The organism is Peribacillus sp. RS7 (assembly GCF_041956845.1).
Lineage (GTDB): Bacteria > Bacillota > Bacilli > Bacillales > DSM-1321 > Peribacillus.
In genome coordinates, this window is record NZ_CP168135.1 from 4566941 (window position 1) to 4585830 (window position 18890).

Below are 18890 nucleotides of genomic sequence, written 5' to 3' on the forward strand. Positions count from 1 at the left end.
GGTTAAGGATTTACCATATATTCAACAGATAACCACAAATCTGTGTCATGAAAATACACGCTGGTATGTGAGTTACTATAGTGTAGGTGAGATAGCAAGTCATAGAAGGAGTCTAGAAAGATGCTCAATCTCTGAAAACAAAGTTGCTTTCTTTAGACTTTGTGATTTGTAAATACATAAAAAGAATTTCTAGAATGCACATGTTTGTTTTGTATTTTAAATGATACTTTGAACTGTATAAAAATTGTGAAGATTTTCACTTAAACTAGCGTGCGCTTTTTTTGAATAAGTGAAGAGGGACCTTTAAGGTTCTTTTCTTTTTACTAAAAATCAAAAGCATCTTTTAACAGAGCTATATTAATAAAGAGAGAGTTAGAAGGTGCTAGCCCTCTACACTATAAATACCTTCAGCTCTCCCTCAAATAAACCCATTCCATTAGACTCATTAAAAAAACTTAGCTGTTTTATCGTTCTCTGCATCTATTTTCCTCTGCTACTTCCTCAGCAGTCATTTTCTTAAAGCCTTGATTTGTTTTTCTGCCTCTTTTAAATCTAGGTTGCTGTACTTCCTCATTTGTATCCTTAGACGCCTCTAACAGCATCCTCATTAAATCATCTGCATTCTCTGTAGGTTCTACGGCTTTCCTCCTCTTAACTTACTTAAAGTATCTTGCTCCTGATCCTCTATAGGTTCTAAGTCCATAATAAAAGCCTCAGGCTGTGTAGCCTCAGGCTTTTGTATTTGCTGTATTGGCTCTATTGGCGTTGTGTGTTCTACCGTATCCTTATCCTCTAATTCCATTGTTTCTAAGTCCTCAAGGGTATTGTCCTGCTTACTTTGTTCCTGTCATTCATGCTGTCTATCTCTTCTTTTATGTTTTAGTAAGCTGTCCCTTATTTGAAACAACTTTCTACATCTTTACATTCACCTGAATAGAGCTAAACCAAGCATTTACAGCTTTTATTAATGGTAATAAAACCCTGGTTTGTTGGGTGTAGTTTTACAGTTACCAAACGGAAGTTTGGAGGAATAAATGGAGCAGGTAAGGAACAGGGAGAGGGGCTGAGTCAAGGGGCACTTGTCCCAATTTGAATAACATGCATAGGATACATCAGAAGAAGCCTGCTAAATTTTAAAGTATGATTAGACTTTTGGAAGGAATTTCATACAGTTTGGAATCCTTGATAAATAAGGGTTGAGAGAGCTAGAAAAAGTTTCTACAAAAATATACTTTATTTCGTGGCTTGCAACTGTCTAGGAACTACCAACTTCCTTAAGGACCTAACAGTTAATACAGTAAAGAAAAAGTGACTTAAGTTATTAATTGATGCTATTAATGCTACTTGCCCATCCATTTCTCAAGGTATACAGTACCTCGAAGATGAAAAATATATAAAAAGACTAGTGGAAAATATAAATAAACAAAGCTTCCAGCAGAACCTTGAGTTTAATACTGGGAGAGGTAATAGCGCGTTCAGTAACCTAACGTATTTGGGAGATAAAAAAATACTGATGGATGTTAGCGAATTAAAAATAATAGGAATATGGTTGTATACAGGAAGGATTTACGATGATTTAATCATATTTGAAACAGAAGAAAATGAACCTTTTATTATAAATGGAAAAGAGACTTATAATGCATTAAGAGTCAACAATGAACATATAGTAGAAGCACATCACCTAAATACAGGGTATGTAGAAATTGGAGACGAAGTATTTAGTCTTAGTGACCTTCACGTACAAGAAATCAATAGATCAAATTATTATAAGTATTACTTTATTGGCACTGAGTTTCACTCTTCAATAATACCTGAGAATGATTCTGTGTTAGATGGGTTTCAAGAAATAGAGATCATAAATGGAGAAGTAGTATCACAAGTGATAAGAACTATAAGAAAGAAGAAACATAGAGAGGTATCATATAGGTTATAGTAACCGTGAAAATAAATGGACGTTAAAACACATTAAATAAAAAAGGAGGGGCTGTTTAGAGCTCCCTCCAATGAATATCTAACTTTGGCTCATTATTTGTCTCGATGATACACTAATAAGCAAACTGTTTAACAAAATGAGGGTTGAGTTAATGTATTGACCGGTTTAAATGAGTATCCTGAATTAGGTATAAAATTGAGGGGAGCATTAGAGTTTAAACTCCATTCGATGATTTAAGAGAGCCTTTTGGCTCTTTTTATTTTGAAAAAGTTTTAACTTTGTAAATTTGTGTTTTGCTGTCCTACCCTCCCCCTACAGGGATTATTTCTATTAGGATCATGGTCCTTTGTTTACTCTAAGCTATATTTATATTATGTAAATTGGGGAGGATAAAGTTTTCGCTTATTATAAAACGGATTTACATAAATATGGGGATGACTTTACATAATATAGAAGGATATGAATTCCTTTGTAATAGGGAGGTGATTAGATGTTCTTCAAAAAACGAAAGATTAGAAATAATAAAGACAAACAGGTCGTGACTGAGAATTCACAAGATATTGGCCAGCTGTTTGCTAAGGTTAAAAAATCCAGTGATTTTAAACAATTTCCACTTACGGATGAATCGGGACATTTAATCATTTCTTACTACAATACACTGGTCGATAAACAACAACTCCAACTGAAAATTTTAATGATTTTCCGAGAGACCCCTTTTGAACTAGGCAGGCTAGAGAAAATTGATGACATAAAGAAAATCATCGCAATAGAAGATATTGTAATAACGGATAATCGGAACGAAGCTGAATCAAAGTTACTTAAAGGGTATGCGATAATTCAAATGAAGGAAAATGATCAAAGGGTTGCTTTAATTCTCTTATCTAATGATAAAGCTGGATTGCGTGAACAAAATAATGTTGAAAATGAGTTTAGTGTGGTGGGGCCACAAATTGGGTTTCTTGAGAATATTGATGTAAATATACATTTATTAAGACAACAAATAAATACAACTGATCTAATTACGAAGGAAGTAAACATTGGTTCTACTTCAAATACTCGAGTTATTATTGCTCATATTGATGGGATTACGAGTGAGCAGCATGTTAATACCATGACCCAACGGCTTCAAGATATTGATTTTGATGTCATTTTTGATACTTCTCAGCTGCATCAATTTATAGAAGATAATTCCCTTACACCGTTTCCTTTGCTTCTTCCAACTGAACGTGTGGATAGGGCGGTTCAAGCTCTTATTAACGGACAAGTAGCTGTTTTAAGTAGTGGGTCGCCATATGTCATTACAGGTCCTTCTACGATCATTGATTATTTTATGTCACCTGAAGATTACTTTCTCCCATGGATTCTTGGATCTTTTTTTCGTTTAATACGGGTATGCAGTGTCCTTTTCTCCATTTTTGGAACATCTATTTATATAGCTGTTATCACTTACCATTACGAGATGATTCCAAACGATTTATTCGGTTCACTTAGTATTTCTCGTTATAATGTCCCGTTTCCGCCGGTATTAGAGGTGATTTTTCTGGAATTCACGATTGAACTATTACGTGAAGCGGGAGTCCGGTTACCTACAAAGGTAGGACAAACATTGGGAATAGTGGGCGGTATTGTTATCGGCCAAGCGTCAGTTGAGGCGTCCCTTACAAGTAATGTCTTACTCATTATAGTCGCCTTATCTGCCTTAGCTTCCTTTACTACCCCAATTTATAAAATGTCGAACACTATACGTTTTTTACGTTTTCCATTAATTCTCTTCGCATCTATTTGGGGGGGACTAGGCATCGTTATCGGGATTGCCTTTTTAATCATTCACCTTACACGGTTAGAATCTTTAGGAACACCCTATACCGTTCCATTTTATCCTTTTAGGCCTGAGGATTTAACGGACAGCCTGATCCGTTCCTCTTATAGTAAAACATCCAAAAGGCCAAATTATTTACGTCCTAAATCAATTTGGCGATACCACCCACATAATCACAAAAAAAAGAAAAGTGATTTTGATGAATAATCAGGAAAGGATAATAAAGGTGAAGTAAATGAAATTATGTTTTCTGTTAACTTTTAGCTTAACTTTCTTTTTATCAGGGTGTGGTATACATGAGAGGATCATTGATGAAGTTCAGATAATTGAAGCTCTAGGATATGATCGGGAAGAAGGCAAAGTTAAAGGAATTGCTCTTTATCCTACTTTCGCAGAAAAGGATAATATCAAATTGAAGATTTATAAAACGGTGTCTGATTCAAATGAAGACATACTCCCGAGAATGAATGCAAAATCAGCCTATCCTATTGAGACAGGAAAATTAGATTTTATATTGTTCGGCAAGGAATATGCCAGACAAGGGATCGAAGATGTTATCACTAATTTTGCCCGAAATCCAAGAACGGCGAGTCGAATGCAGTTGGGCATTGCTGAAAACAAAGCCGAAGATATACTTCAATCCAGTAAACATGTGAATCTTTCATTCCATTTAAGTGAAAAAATCAATCAAAACATTGAAAGTGGTAATTTGCCAAAAATGAATCTGCACATGTTTTTGAAAAATTTTCATCAAGAAGGGAGGGATCAAATTTTACCTTACTTTATCCTAGAGGAAAATCAAATTAAAATTGACGGGTTAGCTTTATTAAAAAACGGGAAGTACATAAATCATATTAATTTAAGACAGTCCTTAATTCTAAAAACATTAATTGACGGGTCTCAAAATGGACAATATAAAACCAAAATCACGCAAAATAAAAAGGAAGGTTTTATTCTCTTGAAAAACCTGGATGCAAAAACTACATATACGGTTGAGAAAAGCGAAAGCATTCCCAGTATATTCATCGATTTAACCATCCATGCAGAGATTGAAAAAGCATCATCCTGGTTTGATTTGAAAAAAGATAAAGATATTGTAAAATTGGAACGAACTTTAAATGAACACTTTAAGGAAGAGGTCCAACGTTTAATTTCACTGGTACAAGGATACAATGTAGATCCCATTGGGTTGGGAGAAAAGGTTAGAGCCACCTCAAGAAATTGGGACTATCAACGGTTTATGGAGATATACCCAGAAGTAAAAACCACTGTACACACAAATATTGACATCCTAAATACAGGTATTGAAGATTAAGTCTGCATGATAAGAGGAGGAACCACGTGAAATCATTACTAGACGAACGACATTTAGTATCTTCTTTTTACGTTTTCTTTCTGATCTACACGAATATTATTGGCATAGGAATCATGAGTTTTCAACGAGATATAACGAAGGACGCAGGTTATGATGCATGGATTTCCATCATTTTATCAAGTATAAGCATTCATATACTAGTTTGGATGGTCTATCGTATTCTTGGAATTGCTAATAATGATGTCATACATGTTCACAAATTTTGCTTTGGAAAATGGATTGGCGGACTGTTCAACATTTTTATGATTTTCTACTTTCTTATATTAGCGTTAATTGTTTTCCGTGTTTATATTGAAGTTGTTCAAGTTTGGCTGTTTCCCTTAATGAAGACCTGGCAAATAAGCCTCATTCTTCTAGTCCTCATTTATTACGTTGTATCCGGTGGATTCCGCGTGATTACTGGAATGTGTTTCTGGGGAACTATCATACCCTTTATTATCCTGTTTCCCCTTAATTTTTTTTCATTGGAATTTGCCAATTTTCACAATTTATTACCCGTCTTTAACCACTCTGTGAAGGAAATCGTATCATCCTCTAAAGCTATGTTGTTTCAGTATGTTGGCTTTGAGACCTTATTCATGTTCTACCCATTCATTAAAAATCCAGACAAATCACAAAAATGGGCCCATTTTGGACTTTTGTTCTCAAGCTTACTTTATCTAATAATAGCACTCATCACATTTGTCTTCTTTAGTGAAGGACAATTAAACCATACAATATGGCCAACATTAGCTCAAATGAAAATTGCGAAATTCCCTCTAATAGAAAGAGTTGAATTTATCGTTGTTTCGATTTGGTTACTTCTCGTATTACCCAATATCAGTGTGAAAATATGGGCAGGTTGTCGTGCTATTAAGAAAGTAATAAATGTGAAACAACGTATAAGTCTGTTCATTGTACTGGTCCTATTCTTTATTATAGCTAATGTGCTCAAAGAGAGGAGCCAAATAGAGCGATTGAATGAAATGTATTCAAACATTGCTTTTTATTTTGTGTATCTATATATCCCTTTTCTCTTTTTGTACATTCATATTAAGCATAAAATAACTAAGTAGGATAGAAAGCTTCTAGAAACTTATAATACAATCTGGGCAGATCGTTTTGTAAGGATTCAACAGAAAAGGTCTGCAGTTACATTTGGGAAGGTGAACCATTCCAAATCACAGAAATTACAATGGATGATCCTAAACTAAGTGAGGTTTTTAGTTCGCCTTATTGCGTCAGGGATTTGTCACACTGATGTTCTAACACAAATCAAGCTTACCATTATATATTTCTCCATTGGTTCTTGTAAATTTAGGTATCATAACGCATTTTGTTGGTTTGAAGTTAATTAGGGGGTTTGTAGGAATGGGAGTAAGTAGGGTAGGTGCAATTATAATTGGAATAAGCCTAAGAATCTTAGTTTTAATATTAATTACAGATTAAAATAAGAAAAGAAAATTGAAGAGAACCATTTGATTGATTAATGATGTACTTCTTAAACTCCCTCAGTTTGATGCGAATATCTCTCGAATGCTCACTTATTCGCAGGATTTCATACCCCCTGTAATTAGACTTACGGGTAAATGAAATGAGTTCAGATAAGTTAGGCTTCGTGAAGGCATAGTTAAATAAAGGAGTCAGCTACCACTCCACATTTTACCATATAATGCACATCTCCACGCCGCCCCTGGAGGCTTTCCCTCCCATGTCTCAACGGGTCAATTGCCCTCTCATTCCTTCGTCATGCCTATCCAAGGGGTGGAGGCCAGTTATGCTAACCTGATGGGTCACAGTGCCCTTTTGTTTAAGAAACCTGGTACTCGTACATATTTGAAATCCTACGAATAAGACAACATTCAAAATTAAAGTTAACTATTTTGAATGATACATTCTATATAACTAATGTTTTATTTCTATGCTGCTAATGGGATCAATACTTGGACTTTATTTGGACAATAAGACTCGTTTCGTCGTGCTATTCCTACAAAAATCCTTGCTAGTTTACCTATGAGTTTCATGATTGATTTCATTTTCTTTATCTTCTTTACCTTCACATTATGGGAATGGACGGCCTTAAACTCAGGGTTATTCATCACAAGGCTCATAGTTGCTAAGTAGAGGAATCGTCGTAGTCTTGACCTTCCACGCTTTGAAATGACAATCTGACCTTTCCATTTGCCTGAACTTGCTTCAGCTAGATGTAATCCCGCATGCCGCAATAGAGAGTTTCCGTGAGAGAAACCACTTAGATCTCCTGATTCACCCAGTATCCCGGCTAATGAAATTTCACTTATTCCTTTAATCATAAGTAGTTTTTTTGCAAATGGTATTTTGTAGAGAACTTCTTTAACTTGTTGTTCAACTCTTTCGAGTTGTTTGACAGCGAGGTCATATTCCTCTAATAATTGTTCTAAATGGAATTTATAAGCATCAAGAGCTTGTCCGGTCCCAATAGAGGATTTTGCTAGATTGATTAGTAATTGAGCCTTCTTGGGTCCTGGTTGTCGTTTCATTAAAGACTTCCAACCCCTCATGACATCTAGTGTTTCTAGTGAAGATATTTCATCCGGTGTAGGAAATAAACGAAGGGTTGCGATCGCCCCTTTGCACGTTACATCTTTAAACACTTGTCTGAGTTCAGGAAAGACCACATCCACCCATCGATTTACTTGATTAATAGACATCACGAGACGTTTAACAATCACATCACGATTAGACATTAGAACTCTAAGCTTCTCAAATGATTCTGATGATGGGCGAATAAAGGAATAGTAGCCGTTTTTGACCATATCCGCGATAACGAGCGCATCTTTTTTATCACTCTTAGATTGGGTATTATCACGATTCTCTTTATTCCTTTTTACTAAGTGGGGATTGACTGTTACAACCTCAATGTTTTGGTTATATAACCATTTTGAAAGGTTAATCCAGTAATGGCCTGTAGGCTCCATACCAACTATTGCTGCATCTAAGTTTTTTAATCTTTTTAAATCATGAATCCATTTTAATAGTTTAAGGAACCCCTCTTCATTATTTTCAAATGTAAGAGGGTCTCCAACTACAATTCCACGGAAGTTAACTGCTCTTGCAACGTGTAGTTGTTGAGCGATATCCACACCAACAATAAGGTGTGGATCGGAAATTCTTTCTATTAGTTGATTTTGTTTGTCTTGCATTTTAAAATTCATAGTAGGGCTTCCTCCTTAAGATTCTGAGTTAGATTGGACTCTATACTCATATCTTACTGAGGGGCTCTATTTTTTTCAAACCTGATATTTAACGATCTACAGGAATGCTAACGAGTGCGATACTTCAATAAGAGGTATCGTTTTTCTTATTGAGCTCCCATGAAAATTAAAAAAGCTCAAAATCCAGAAAAAACCACAACAAAATAGACCCAGTAAAAAAGCTTTTTAAAAAAAGGCTGAGCCTTATGAGTGATCTGATTGAGTTTGGTAAATCGTTAAACAAAACCTCCAATCATTGGAAATTAAGTAAAGGCTAGCGCAACGATCAAAAAAGGATTAATCTCCCAAAAGTATTACCCATAAAGGGCGCGACAGTCGATGGTACACCGTGGTCGTCGGAGTAACGGATGGGCTCAAAGGCACCCTAGTTCAACGACCTTCTTCGCCAGCCATTAAAACATTATCGACATAGAGACCAATTTTCATTCTCTGTGGTGAAGCGCTGGTTTTTGCGCTTCATAGATAGTAACGGGTGCGTTAGCTGAAAACAGGAGCTGTTTTTAAGGCAGCACATTCTTTGTATACCGGGCATTTTGGTTGAAGAAAAAAATGATTTGATTAGTGTTGAATTTAATACTAAATACCCTAATTATAGCTTATACCAAGGCGTAACTGCCGGGCAGGAACAAATATTTAGACAGTTGGTCAGAATATATTGAATAAGAAAAAAGAGTCGGCAAAGCGACTCTCCTCTAAAATTCTCCGTGTTTAACTTAATAAGAATTTATTCAATGCTTGTTGTAAAGTTCCTAATGTTTGTGCTTTTTCATTTAATCTTATTCCTAAGTTTATCATACTTCTAACCACTTCAGCTCTTAACCCGGTAATCACAGTGGTACATCCCATTAATGAAGTGCCGTCTATAATCTTCATTAAATGATCAATTACTTCGGCCTCGATTTCCATAATTCCAGATAAGTCCATAATCAATGTTTGAATACGTAATTTTCCAATCTCCATTAAAACTTTTTCCTCGATAATATTCGTTCGGTAAAGATCAACCGCACCAATAAGAGGCAAAATACATATAGTGGGTGTTATTGGGATTATAGGCACCGAAAGATTTTCAACCAATTCTTTTTGAGCCATTATCAACGAATCTTTGTATTGAGAATATGTGATAAAAAAAACATTTAAAAATCTGTCTACCTGATTATTAACTTGTTTTTCTACCGAAAAAAATTCTTCAGTAATAACCTTATTATTTACCTTGTTATATTCTTGTAGGAACCTCCACAAGGTCCTTCGAATTGCTTGCACCCACTCTAATTTGAAAGTTAATGGAATTGCGTGTGTCGCCCAAGCTATACCTTCTTGTGTAGCAAATGATTGAAGCTCCTGTTCTTTAGCCTCAATAATGTATTGAATCAGCCTATGGGCATTATTTATCAGGTCAATATTACCGATCGTTAAAATTTCTTCAATTTTTTCTTTTACATTAGATGCTTCGTTTAATATTGAATTTTCAAAATCCGCTTTATTTTGTTGGATGAATTCCAGTAATTTATATGTATCTAGTGACCCCTTCATCATTTAATCCCCCTATTTTTTATATACCAAAACTTTAATTACCCTGTAATTATAATTACTAAACCAGTTTACACTATAAGTTTCTACTTTAAAGGGAAAATGGATGTATTTATGTTAATTCATCTTGTTAAGATTTTTACTTAAACTAACGGGCGTTAGCTGAAGATCAGAGCTGTCTATAAGGCAGCTTTTTCTTTTTTGAACTATCGGGGCAGCATTCCTGTATTAACTGAAATACTAAAAAGATTGAGAAGAAATCTACTTAAACTAACGGTTGCGTTCGTATTATAAGGTTAGCCAGTTTTTACTGGTTGACCTTTTTTAATAGAGGCTATTATATCAGTAGCCTGGGTAGGGAGTAGGGGTGAGTGGGGCTTGATCCCGTGAACTAAACTGTCCGCCCCCTACTTGTAGAAACATGTTTGAGGCTGGTTGGGACGCAGATCTCGAATAACAAGCGAAGCTATGACACTACATGGAGGACTAGGGGTACTGGTTAATAAGTAGAGGAGGTAAAAATAATGAATCCAGTTGTTGGTCTGGATGTGGCAAAAGGAGAAAGCTAAGTCCAGGCATTCTTAGATCAATCTAAACCGTATGGGGTGAGCTTTTCTAGGAAGCATATCAAAGAGGAATTAGATCATTTTTTAGAATTTCTAAAAGAAATTGAAGAGGTGACAGGGCAAATGCCTATGGTCATTTTAGAATCTACAGGGCATTACCATTCTCCCGTTATTCAATACTTGGAGGAAGAAGGGATTCTATATATCTTACTAAATCCGATTATTCTTATCAGGCAAAGAAGTCCAGCTTAAGGAAGGTAAAAACAGACGCTATCGATGCGTAGTTGTGCGTGCTGTATTACAAAGAGGATTTAGAACCTCATAAAATTAGAGGAATTCAGCTATTAGACCTTTCGGAATTTTTCCAGACAACAGGAAATCGTAACGAATATGTATGTGGAGGCTAAACTTCAGTTTCACACCATTTTAGATCAAGTGTTTCCTGAATACCGGAAGGTTTTTTGGGATCTATATGGTATTTACATAATAATTTATAACTCAATAATTTAAGAAGTTGTCTATTAATACTATGATAAGAAGCTTTGTAATAGGAAAAACCTTTATTACTAGAGTTTGCTCTGATCAAAGCGAGAAAGTATGTTTTTCACGTACTGTCAGTAATAGCGTACTAAAGAAGAGGGAAGTTTTGTTTGACAGATTTTTTTTAAAATAAGAAAAGTAAGATTTTAAAAGACTGATATATATTAATTGATTATTCTGTTATTAGGGAAGGTTAACTCTACTTCAAATATCTTTATAAGATTTTCTTACCTTGACTTGTAAACGCTTTCTTTTGGAGATTTGATTCAAAAAAAGGAGGGATGACAACGTGGACGATTAAAGGAAAAAGTATATCTCTGGCCACTATCTCGTTAGCTAATCACCAAAAGTAAGAGTCTTCCGTTGTAGATTCCGTCCTAGGAGCTGGTCTGGGGCCAGAGACAGAATCTTTTTCTATCCAATGAAATGATAAAAAAGGAGGTTTCCAAAATGAGTATCGAAAGAGGTACAGACGTGAGGAAAAATATTGTGGATTTTTTTGGTAATTTAACTCCCGCTGCTCTTGGAACTGGTTTGGTTGCTGCATTGTTTAGCATTATGGGGCCAGGTTTAATTGTAATGAATTCAGCTAAAGAAGGTAATCTTTCTGTTGAGCAGGCAATTTCTTGGTTGTTTATTATTTATACGGCGGGAGGTATATTTACGATTATCTTGTCACTCCGCTATCGCATACCTATTGTGGTGGCCTATAGCATACCTGGTGCAATATTAATAGGTAATGCCTTAAAGCATATACCCTTTAATGAGGCAATTGGTGCATCTATTGTTGCTGGAATAGTAGTTACAATTCTTGGATTGTCAGGGGTAATCAAGAAGGTAATAGAATTAATTCCTCTTCCGGTTATGCTAGGAATGATTGCTGGTGTCCTTCTATCTTTTGGTATCAAAGCAATACAGGCTGTGGTAGAGGCACCAGCAGTTGCAGGGAGTTCTTTTGCAGTCTTCTTCCTCTTAATGGCGATGAAAAAATTCTCAAGAAAATTCCCGCCTATTCTAGGAGCAATAATAATAGGAGGGATAATCGCAACAGCCCTTGGGCAAACGAACTGGGGGTCGATACAACCTTCATTTGCTCATCCTATATTTGTAGTACCTCATTTTAGTATTCAAGCTACATTAGAACTAACGTTGCCCTTAATTATATTGATAATTGGTGTTCAGAATATGCAGGCTGTCGGGGTGCTATTTGCTACAGGATATAAACCTCCTATCAATGCTATGTTTACTATTCCAGGTATTGGTACAATCGTTAACTCTCTTTTTGGAGGACACCCAACTGTTATAGCTGGACCAAGTACTGCAATGGTTTCTAGCGATGCAGCAGGTGAGGATAAAAATTTGAGATATGTAGCGGCAACTTTTGATGGATTACTTTGGATATGTTTTGGTTTAGTAGCTGGGATGGTTATTGCGGTTTCGACGGTGGTTCCTGGTCAATTGCTTTCTGTGCTCGGTGGTCTTGCTATTTTTAACGTGTTTATAAGTACATTTGCCGGGGCTTTCAACGGGAAATTTAAAAATGGAGCCATGGTAGCATTTCTTATAGCCATTTCTAATGTAACAGTATTTACTGTTGGTGCCGCTTTCTGGGCTCTATTGGTAGGATTTGTTGTTTCATTATTACTTGATCGAGAGGACTACAGCAAAGCAAAAAGTAAAATGGATTCAAAAAAAGATGGAGCAAAGATTGCATAGTAATATAAAGGGCTTGGGATTTATGAAGCTCCCCTTTGGACTATATCCCTTAAAAGGGACAAATTAAAAAGGGGTACTCTATCAGAATAATTGAACTGGAGTCTTTCTTTAATTTCCATTGGTTTCTCTCAAATAATAATCGTATTTAAATTGTCTGCCTTTGTTGTATTTCATTAAGTTTTCACGTGACTTATGCTCCATTACATCTTTAAGATGACAAAATAATTACTATTTGAATTATCCTAATCTTCTTTTTTGAGACATTGATTCTGTTACCTTTAGTTTTTTTAAAAGAGGAGGATGTAATAGAAGCCAATGGAGAAATAGAAAATGATATTAGGGTGAAATTGTTATACAGTGAGTAAAAAAATGGAATTACCTAATAGATGACCATATTAATTTATCAGTCAACATATTTGAAGGTATGGGAACATATTGGCATAGTAAAAAACTTTGGCGTAAATTGTATTCTTCAACGTTATATTAAGCTAAAAAAAGTTAAAAGCCTGTGCAAAATTTCAGAAGGGGAATATTGAATCTTCAAAATAATAAGAAATATTTTAAGTGATTTAAACAAGATTTTGAAAATGGAAAGTAAGTTTATAGATTATTATGCTAGTAATGGAAGGTGAAATCACAATTAAAACAATCCATATTATTAATGCAATACTTTTTTTTCATTTATTATTTATCATTTGAAACCGCTTTCTTGAAAACGTTGTTAAAGATAGGATAGGAGGAGTTTATGATGGAAGGTAAAGGGAGTTTGAATTTGCCAGCAGGAATTGAACAGTCTTGGGATGTGTTATTAGATTCAGAGGTGCTTAAGAGATGTATCATGGGGTGCAAAAAATTGGAGTTAGTTGAAGAAAATAAATATGAAGCTGATATATCAATGGGTGTTGCATCAGTGAAAGGTGATTACTCTACAACAATTGAATTAGCGAATATTAATAAACCGATATCTTATCAAATGATCGTTAAAGGTGAGGGAGGACCTGGAAGCATAGAAGCCGTCGCAGATATTACTCTTGAATCAGTAGATGAAAACAACACTGTTCTCTCTTACAGCTTTGAAGCAGAAGTGGGAGGAAAAGTTGCGATGGTCGGTCAACGAATGCTAGGAGGCGTATCTAAACTGGTTATTAAAGACTTCTTCAAAAAATTTGGGAAAGAATTAAAAAAGGCTGAAGTTACCAATTAAATAAGTAATGAACCATCAAGGGGAGAAAGGAGAGATTTTCTATGAATTTAGGTACATTATTGGATTTTGCGGTGGAACGCTATCCAAATCAAATCGCTCTCGTTCAAGGCCTGAAATCTTATACTTATGCCCAATTACAAAAGGAAGTAGAAAAAGTTGCTGCCTCTCTGCAGCGTTTAGGCATTCAAAAACAGGACCGTGTTGTTGTCATCTTAAAGAACAGACAGGAAAATGTTATGGTTTACTGGGCAATACAACAGATTGGTGCAATCTATACTCCAATAAACCACCGCTTATCCGCCAAAGAGGTCGAGTATTGTGTAAACGATTCTGATGCGAAGGCCATCATCTTTGAATCCACCAGTCAAAGTGCTGTGTCAGGTGCGAACTTTCTCGAAAGACCAATCTTGATTGGTGTTGAAAATGATAATGGTGTGGATATTTCTTATCCGGAACTAGTAGACAGAAGCCCAGGAAGCTATCAAAGGCCAATTCTAGATGAGAATGATATATCGATAATGCTATACACATCCGGTACAACAGGACGTCCAAAGGGAGTACCACGAACGCATAGGAATGAATATGCCTCGGCTATGGCACATATCGTCCAAAACCAGTACCAGTTGTGGGAAAGTACATTAGGAGTAATGCCGCTTTATCATACAATGGGTGTTCGTTCGTTGCTCTCTATGACTTTTTTAAATGGAAAGTTTGCTCTTTTATCAAACTTAGACTTTGATGCTGGTGAGGCGCTTGAAATTGTAGAAAGAGAAAAAATTTCATCCCTTTATTTAGTTCCGACGCTTTATCATGATATGTTATCATACCCGGATTTTGGCAGGTATAACCTTACCAAGCTTGAAAAAATCGGGTATGCTGGTGCCGCAATGACCACTACATTAGTAAATCAATGTGTGGAGTTACTTAAACCAAAACTGTTTGTAAATCATTACGGCAGTACGGAGGTATATACGTTTACCATCTGCCCTGATGTACATGAAAAGCCAGGCAGTGCAGGTAAACCGGGGATTCATCAAAATATTCGCCTGGTAAAAGCAGATCCAGACGGTCATTCTACTCCTGATGATATTGTTGGGAGAGAAGAAGTCGGCGAAATTATTGCGAATCTGAAGTCCGTTGAAGCCTTTAAAGGGTATTGGAATCGCCCGGAGGCGACGGATAAAACTATTCGAGATGGCTGGTATTTTACAGGAGATATTGGCTTTATTGATAAAGACGGTGACTTATTCGTTGTTGGCCGGGTTGACGATATGATTATCTCTGGGGGAGAAAACATTCATCCATTAGAAGTCGAGGATTGTCTGACTCAACATCCAAAAGTTAGGGAAGCTACCGTAATTGGGGAGCTTGATGAGCGCTGGGGACAGATTGTTACCGCTTATATTGTTGCTAAAGACGAATCTGTTACAGAGCAAGAACTGGATGAATTTTGCAAGAATCTACCCAGTTTATCAAATTTCAAAAGGCCTCGTAAGTATACGTTTGTAAAAGAGATTCCAAAAAGTCCTGTAGGGAAAATTCTTCGCCGTAAATTGCGCGAGGGTGATATTGATGCACCGCACAATGAAAGTGAAGCTATCAGCCAATAAAAATTTTAAAATAGAAAAGGGGAAATAACAAATGACTATAACAGAGCAAACGTATGACCATATTCGGGTAGAGAAAAATACAGAAAAACAAACGGCAACAATCGTGTTCGATCGTCCAGAGAAAATGAATTATATCAGTATGCTCGGCAGAGAACAGCTGACAGAGATTTTTGATGGTTTGAATCAAGATGATGAAGTGCGTGTCATTATCCTCAAAGGAGCAGGAGATGTATGCTTCAGTGCAGGAGGAAGCATCCCAGAATTTATGGCGACCCATCAAGAAAAGCTTTCCCATTTAGCCGAAAACGTGGCTGCTCCTGAACGCTCTCCAAAACCTGTCATCGCTCAGCTGCAGGGATATACGTTCGGTGTAGGCCTAGAACTTGCGATGGCCTGTGATTTCAGGATTGCACGGGAAGATACCCTGCTTGCCCTTCCAGAAATGAACCTAGGAATGATTCCTGGGAGTGGAGGTACACAGAGAATTGCAAAGATTGTGGGCTTAACAAGAGCAAAGGACATGATCATGCGTGCCAGAAAAATTCCTGCAAATGAAGCGTATCAATGGGGTCTATTAACACAAGTAGTGTCCAAAGGGGACCTTCAACAAACAGTGGATTCGTTAGTTGAGGAGCTTGTTCAATTTTCTCCGCTTGCTCAGCGTGTTGCAAAAGAAGTGTTGAACGCTTCTGAAGAAAGTCCGCTGGGAGTCGGATTGAAAATGGAAGGGAAAGCCTACGGCCTCCTTCGCACAACAGAAGACTTTAAAGAAGGCGTAGATGCGTTCGTAGAAAAGAGAAAACCAGTTTTTACAGGGAAGTAATAAAATGAGAATCACCGGCAGCCTCTGCCGGTGATTCTCATTTTAGATCAAGAAAAGTCGCTTTAAATCATGTTTGATTCAGGGAAGGAATAGAACGATATGGGAAGGATTGAAGGTATGCAGCTAAAAAAGAGTTCTGAAAACAAGAAAGGTTTATTAAGTCATTTAAATGTAAGAACGGTTAGTGCAGGAACGCTGGCAGCAATTTTTGGCTGTACTGGTCCGTCGCTAATTATAATAAACGGAGCATCAAATGGTGAATTAACTCAAACACAAATGATTTCTTGGTTATTTGCCATTTATTTTTTTGGTGGGATATTAGGAATACTCATCTCCTTAAGAAATAAGCAGCCGATTGCTGGCGCTTATTCAATTCCAGGTGCTGTACTTGTTGTAGGTTCACTGTCAAACTATTCTTTAAATGAAGCTGCTGGTGCTTATTTGGCTGCAGGCCTCATTGTCTTTATGTTAGGGATAGCAGGGGTTATTGGTAAAGTTATGCACTGGATTCCGGTTCCAATTGTTATGTCGATGGTCGTTGGAACAATGATTAGTTTTGGGACTGAGATGATTGCATCCCTCGAAAAAGCACCAATCATTGCAGGTTCATCCATCCTCGTGTATCTTCTCTCATTCCGTTATATAAAAAAAATTCCACCTATTTTAATATCATTTGCTGTTGCTATCATTTTATCGGTTTGGATGGGAGAATTCCAAGTGAAAGATGTGAGTTCCGTTTTTGTCGTTCCTCAACTAGTGACTCCATCATTCAATATTGATGCGATTATTTCAATAGGCACCCCACTTGCACTTTTAGTAATTGGTGCTGAAAACGCCCAGGCTACAGGTGTGTTAAACACCCAAGGATATAAACCACCGGTTAATGAGATGACGATTTTAAGCGGAATTGGCGGGGTTATTACGTCTTTTTTTGGAGGTCATAATGCGAATATTGCGGGGTCAATGACTGCAATCTGCGCATCAAAAGAAGCTGGTCAAATGGAAGGAAGATATGCAGCAGTAGTTGTATGTGGTGTGTTATTTTCTACCTTTGGATTGTTTGCAGGTACAGTCATGCCTTTTGTAGCTGCAATGCCGAAAGTATTAATCAGTACTGTTGCAGGACTGGCTATGATGGGAGTGCTTTTAAGTTCATTACAAGAAGCGTTTTCTAAACCCCAATTCCAAGTTGGTTCTTTTTTTGCCCTTATCATTGCGATGTCAGGAGTCCATTTTTATGATATAAGCTCTTCATTCTGGGCGATATTGGGTGGTGTTGCTGTTTCTCTAATTATTGAAAAGCCTGATTTTAAAACCATCATTGTTCAACAAAGTAAAAATAGTACAGATTCTAACGTTTCTCAAGGAGTTTGAAATAAATAATAAACATTCATCTCTAATAAAAGCCCTCTCGATTAAGAGAAGGGCTTTTACATTAAACAATCACAGTTGGATATCCTTTTTACTTCAATTTTGAAAGGTACCGAATCGGAATTAGTACTATATATTACGCAGTTCACAAGGTGTAAAAGGTAAAATTATTGCCCATCTGAACGGGGTCTACGTTTCAGAATGGAGCAAACGTTTTTTGTTTATTTGAAATTTGCCATCCAGTAAGGTTCGAGCCTTACCCTAGTCTTCAAGAAAAGCGGAACTGCAGGGGTTCCAGTTGTAACGTCATTCGTTCCAGTTGGATGGTTAATGGGTAGGAAAGAGTGAATTTTAAACAGTTTATTAATGGCATGAAACTTGCAAATATAAAAGATGAATATTGAAAGTTGAAAGGGGGGAACTTTGAAAAGCGTGCAGTTAACAAAAGTGGATTGATTACCCGCTTCAAAGTGCATGATCCAAAAAGTCGTTTTCAAATGTAGGAGGAAACAGAGTGAAAAAAATTGTTATAGGTATATCAGGGGCAAGTGGATCCATTTACGGTATTAGATGTCTTGAGACATTAAACAAACTTCAAATTGAAAGTCATGTAATTATTAGTTCCTCTGCTGAAAAAACCATCGAATATGAAACAGAATACTCGGTGGAACAAGTAAAATCACTGTGCAGTTTTGTATATGATTCAAATGATATAGGTGCAAGCATCTCAAGTGGTTCCTTTCATGTTGACGGGATGATCATTGCTCCATGTTCTATTAAAACTCTATCATCTATCGCAAACAGTTTTAATGATAATTTAATCACTAGAGCTGCTGATGTAACTTTGAAGGAACAAAGGAAGTTGGTTCTAATGGTCCGTGAAACACCATTGCATTTAGGGCATTTGCGGCTAATGCAATCAGCTGCAGAGAATGGTGCGGTAATCCTCCCTCCTGTTCCTAGTTTTTATCATAAGCCAACATCATTAGATGATATTGTTAATCAAAGTGTAGGTAAGGCGTTAGATCAGTTTGGTATTGATGCTCGACTGTTTGAAAGGTGGTCGGGACTCAATAAAGATGAAATAATAACCAATCTATAATCATTATTTTTTTGGTATTAATATACTATTTTTCCCGTTTAACATGACTCAGAACATGATATGAAAAAATG

Annotated in this window: 13 protein-coding genes and 1 pseudogene; 11 read left to right on the plus strand and 3 right to left on the minus strand. The window is 36.5% G+C overall.

Going from position 1 to position 18890, the window contains the following annotated elements:
- Positions 1 to 634: 634 nt before the first annotated feature.
- Positions 635 to 802, minus strand: a complete 168-nt coding sequence (locus tag ACDZ29_RS22770; RefSeq protein WP_375088756.1) for a hypothetical protein — start codon at positions 800 to 802, stop codon at positions 635 to 637.
- Between the two features lie 690 nt (positions 803 to 1492).
- Here ACDZ29_RS22770 and ACDZ29_RS22775 point away from each other — a divergent pair.
- From ACDZ29_RS22775 to ACDZ29_RS22790, 4 genes are all read left to right on the plus strand, one after another.
- The gene (locus ACDZ29_RS22775) at positions 1493 to 1933 is read left to right on the plus strand and encodes a hypothetical protein (protein WP_375088757.1); all 441 of its coding nucleotides are present in this window, start codon (positions 1493 to 1495) and stop codon (positions 1931 to 1933) included.
- A 490-nt stretch (positions 1934 to 2423) separates the two neighbouring features.
- Positions 2424 to 3959 carry a spore germination protein gene (locus ACDZ29_RS22780; protein WP_375088758.1) on the plus strand — a complete coding sequence of 512 codons (1536 nt, stop codon included), beginning with the start codon at positions 2424 to 2426 and terminating at the stop codon, positions 3957 to 3959.
- A gap of 28 nt (positions 3960 to 3987) precedes the next feature.
- The gene (locus ACDZ29_RS22785; protein WP_375088759.1) at positions 3988 to 5067 is read left to right on the plus strand and encodes a Ger(x)C family spore germination protein; all 1080 of its coding nucleotides are present in this window, start codon (positions 3988 to 3990) and stop codon (positions 5065 to 5067) included.
- Between the two features lie 26 nt (positions 5068 to 5093).
- Entirely contained in the window at positions 5094 to 6182 is a 1089-nt protein-coding gene (locus ACDZ29_RS22790; protein ID WP_375088760.1) for a GerAB/ArcD/ProY family transporter, read from the plus strand.
- 843 nt (positions 6183 to 7025) lie between these two features.
- Here the strand turns inward: ACDZ29_RS22790 and ACDZ29_RS22795 are convergent.
- Positions 7026 to 8300, minus strand: a complete 1275-nt coding sequence (locus ACDZ29_RS22795) for an IS110 family transposase (RefSeq protein ID WP_375088761.1) — start codon at positions 8298 to 8300, stop codon at positions 7026 to 7028.
- A 768-nt stretch (positions 8301 to 9068) separates the two neighbouring features.
- Complete coding sequence (locus tag ACDZ29_RS22800) at positions 9069 to 9890, minus strand: STAS domain-containing protein (RefSeq protein WP_375088762.1); 822 nt, start codon at positions 9888 to 9890, stop codon at positions 9069 to 9071.
- A gap of 521 nt (positions 9891 to 10411) precedes the next feature.
- On the opposite strand from ACDZ29_RS22800, the pseudogene ACDZ29_RS22805 reads away from it, so the two are divergent.
- The 7 genes and pseudogenes from ACDZ29_RS22805 to ACDZ29_RS22835 all read left to right on the plus strand — a co-directional run.
- Positions 10412 to 10945: pseudogene (locus tag ACDZ29_RS22805) on the plus strand (transposase); the annotation flags it as partial.
- Between the two features lie 498 nt (positions 10946 to 11443).
- Entirely contained in the window at positions 11444 to 12709 is a 1266-nt protein-coding gene (locus ACDZ29_RS22810) for a benzoate/H(+) symporter BenE family transporter (protein WP_375088763.1), read from the plus strand.
- Positions 12710 to 13454: 745 nt separating this feature from the next.
- The gene (locus ACDZ29_RS22815) at positions 13455 to 13913 is read left to right on the plus strand and encodes a carbon monoxide dehydrogenase subunit G (protein ID WP_230175739.1); all 459 of its coding nucleotides are present in this window, start codon (positions 13455 to 13457) and stop codon (positions 13911 to 13913) included.
- A gap of 41 nt (positions 13914 to 13954) precedes the next feature.
- Positions 13955 to 15523 carry an AMP-binding protein gene (locus ACDZ29_RS22820; RefSeq protein WP_347942322.1) on the plus strand — a complete coding sequence of 523 codons (1569 nt, stop codon included), beginning with the start codon at positions 13955 to 13957 and terminating at the stop codon, positions 15521 to 15523.
- 31 nt (positions 15524 to 15554) lie between these two features.
- Positions 15555 to 16346: an enoyl-CoA hydratase/isomerase family protein gene (locus tag ACDZ29_RS22825; RefSeq protein ID WP_370014904.1), complete on the plus strand. Its 792-nt coding sequence runs from the start codon at positions 15555 to 15557 to the stop codon at positions 16344 to 16346.
- Positions 16347 to 16445: 99 nt separating this feature from the next.
- The gene (locus ACDZ29_RS22830; protein WP_375088764.1) at positions 16446 to 17720 is read left to right on the plus strand and encodes a benzoate/H(+) symporter BenE family transporter; all 1275 of its coding nucleotides are present in this window, start codon (positions 16446 to 16448) and stop codon (positions 17718 to 17720) included.
- Between the two features lie 511 nt (positions 17721 to 18231).
- Positions 18232 to 18819, plus strand: a complete 588-nt coding sequence (locus ACDZ29_RS22835) for a UbiX family flavin prenyltransferase (RefSeq protein ID WP_101225185.1) — start codon at positions 18232 to 18234, stop codon at positions 18817 to 18819.
- The last annotated feature ends 71 nt before the right edge of the window (positions 18820 to 18890 follow it).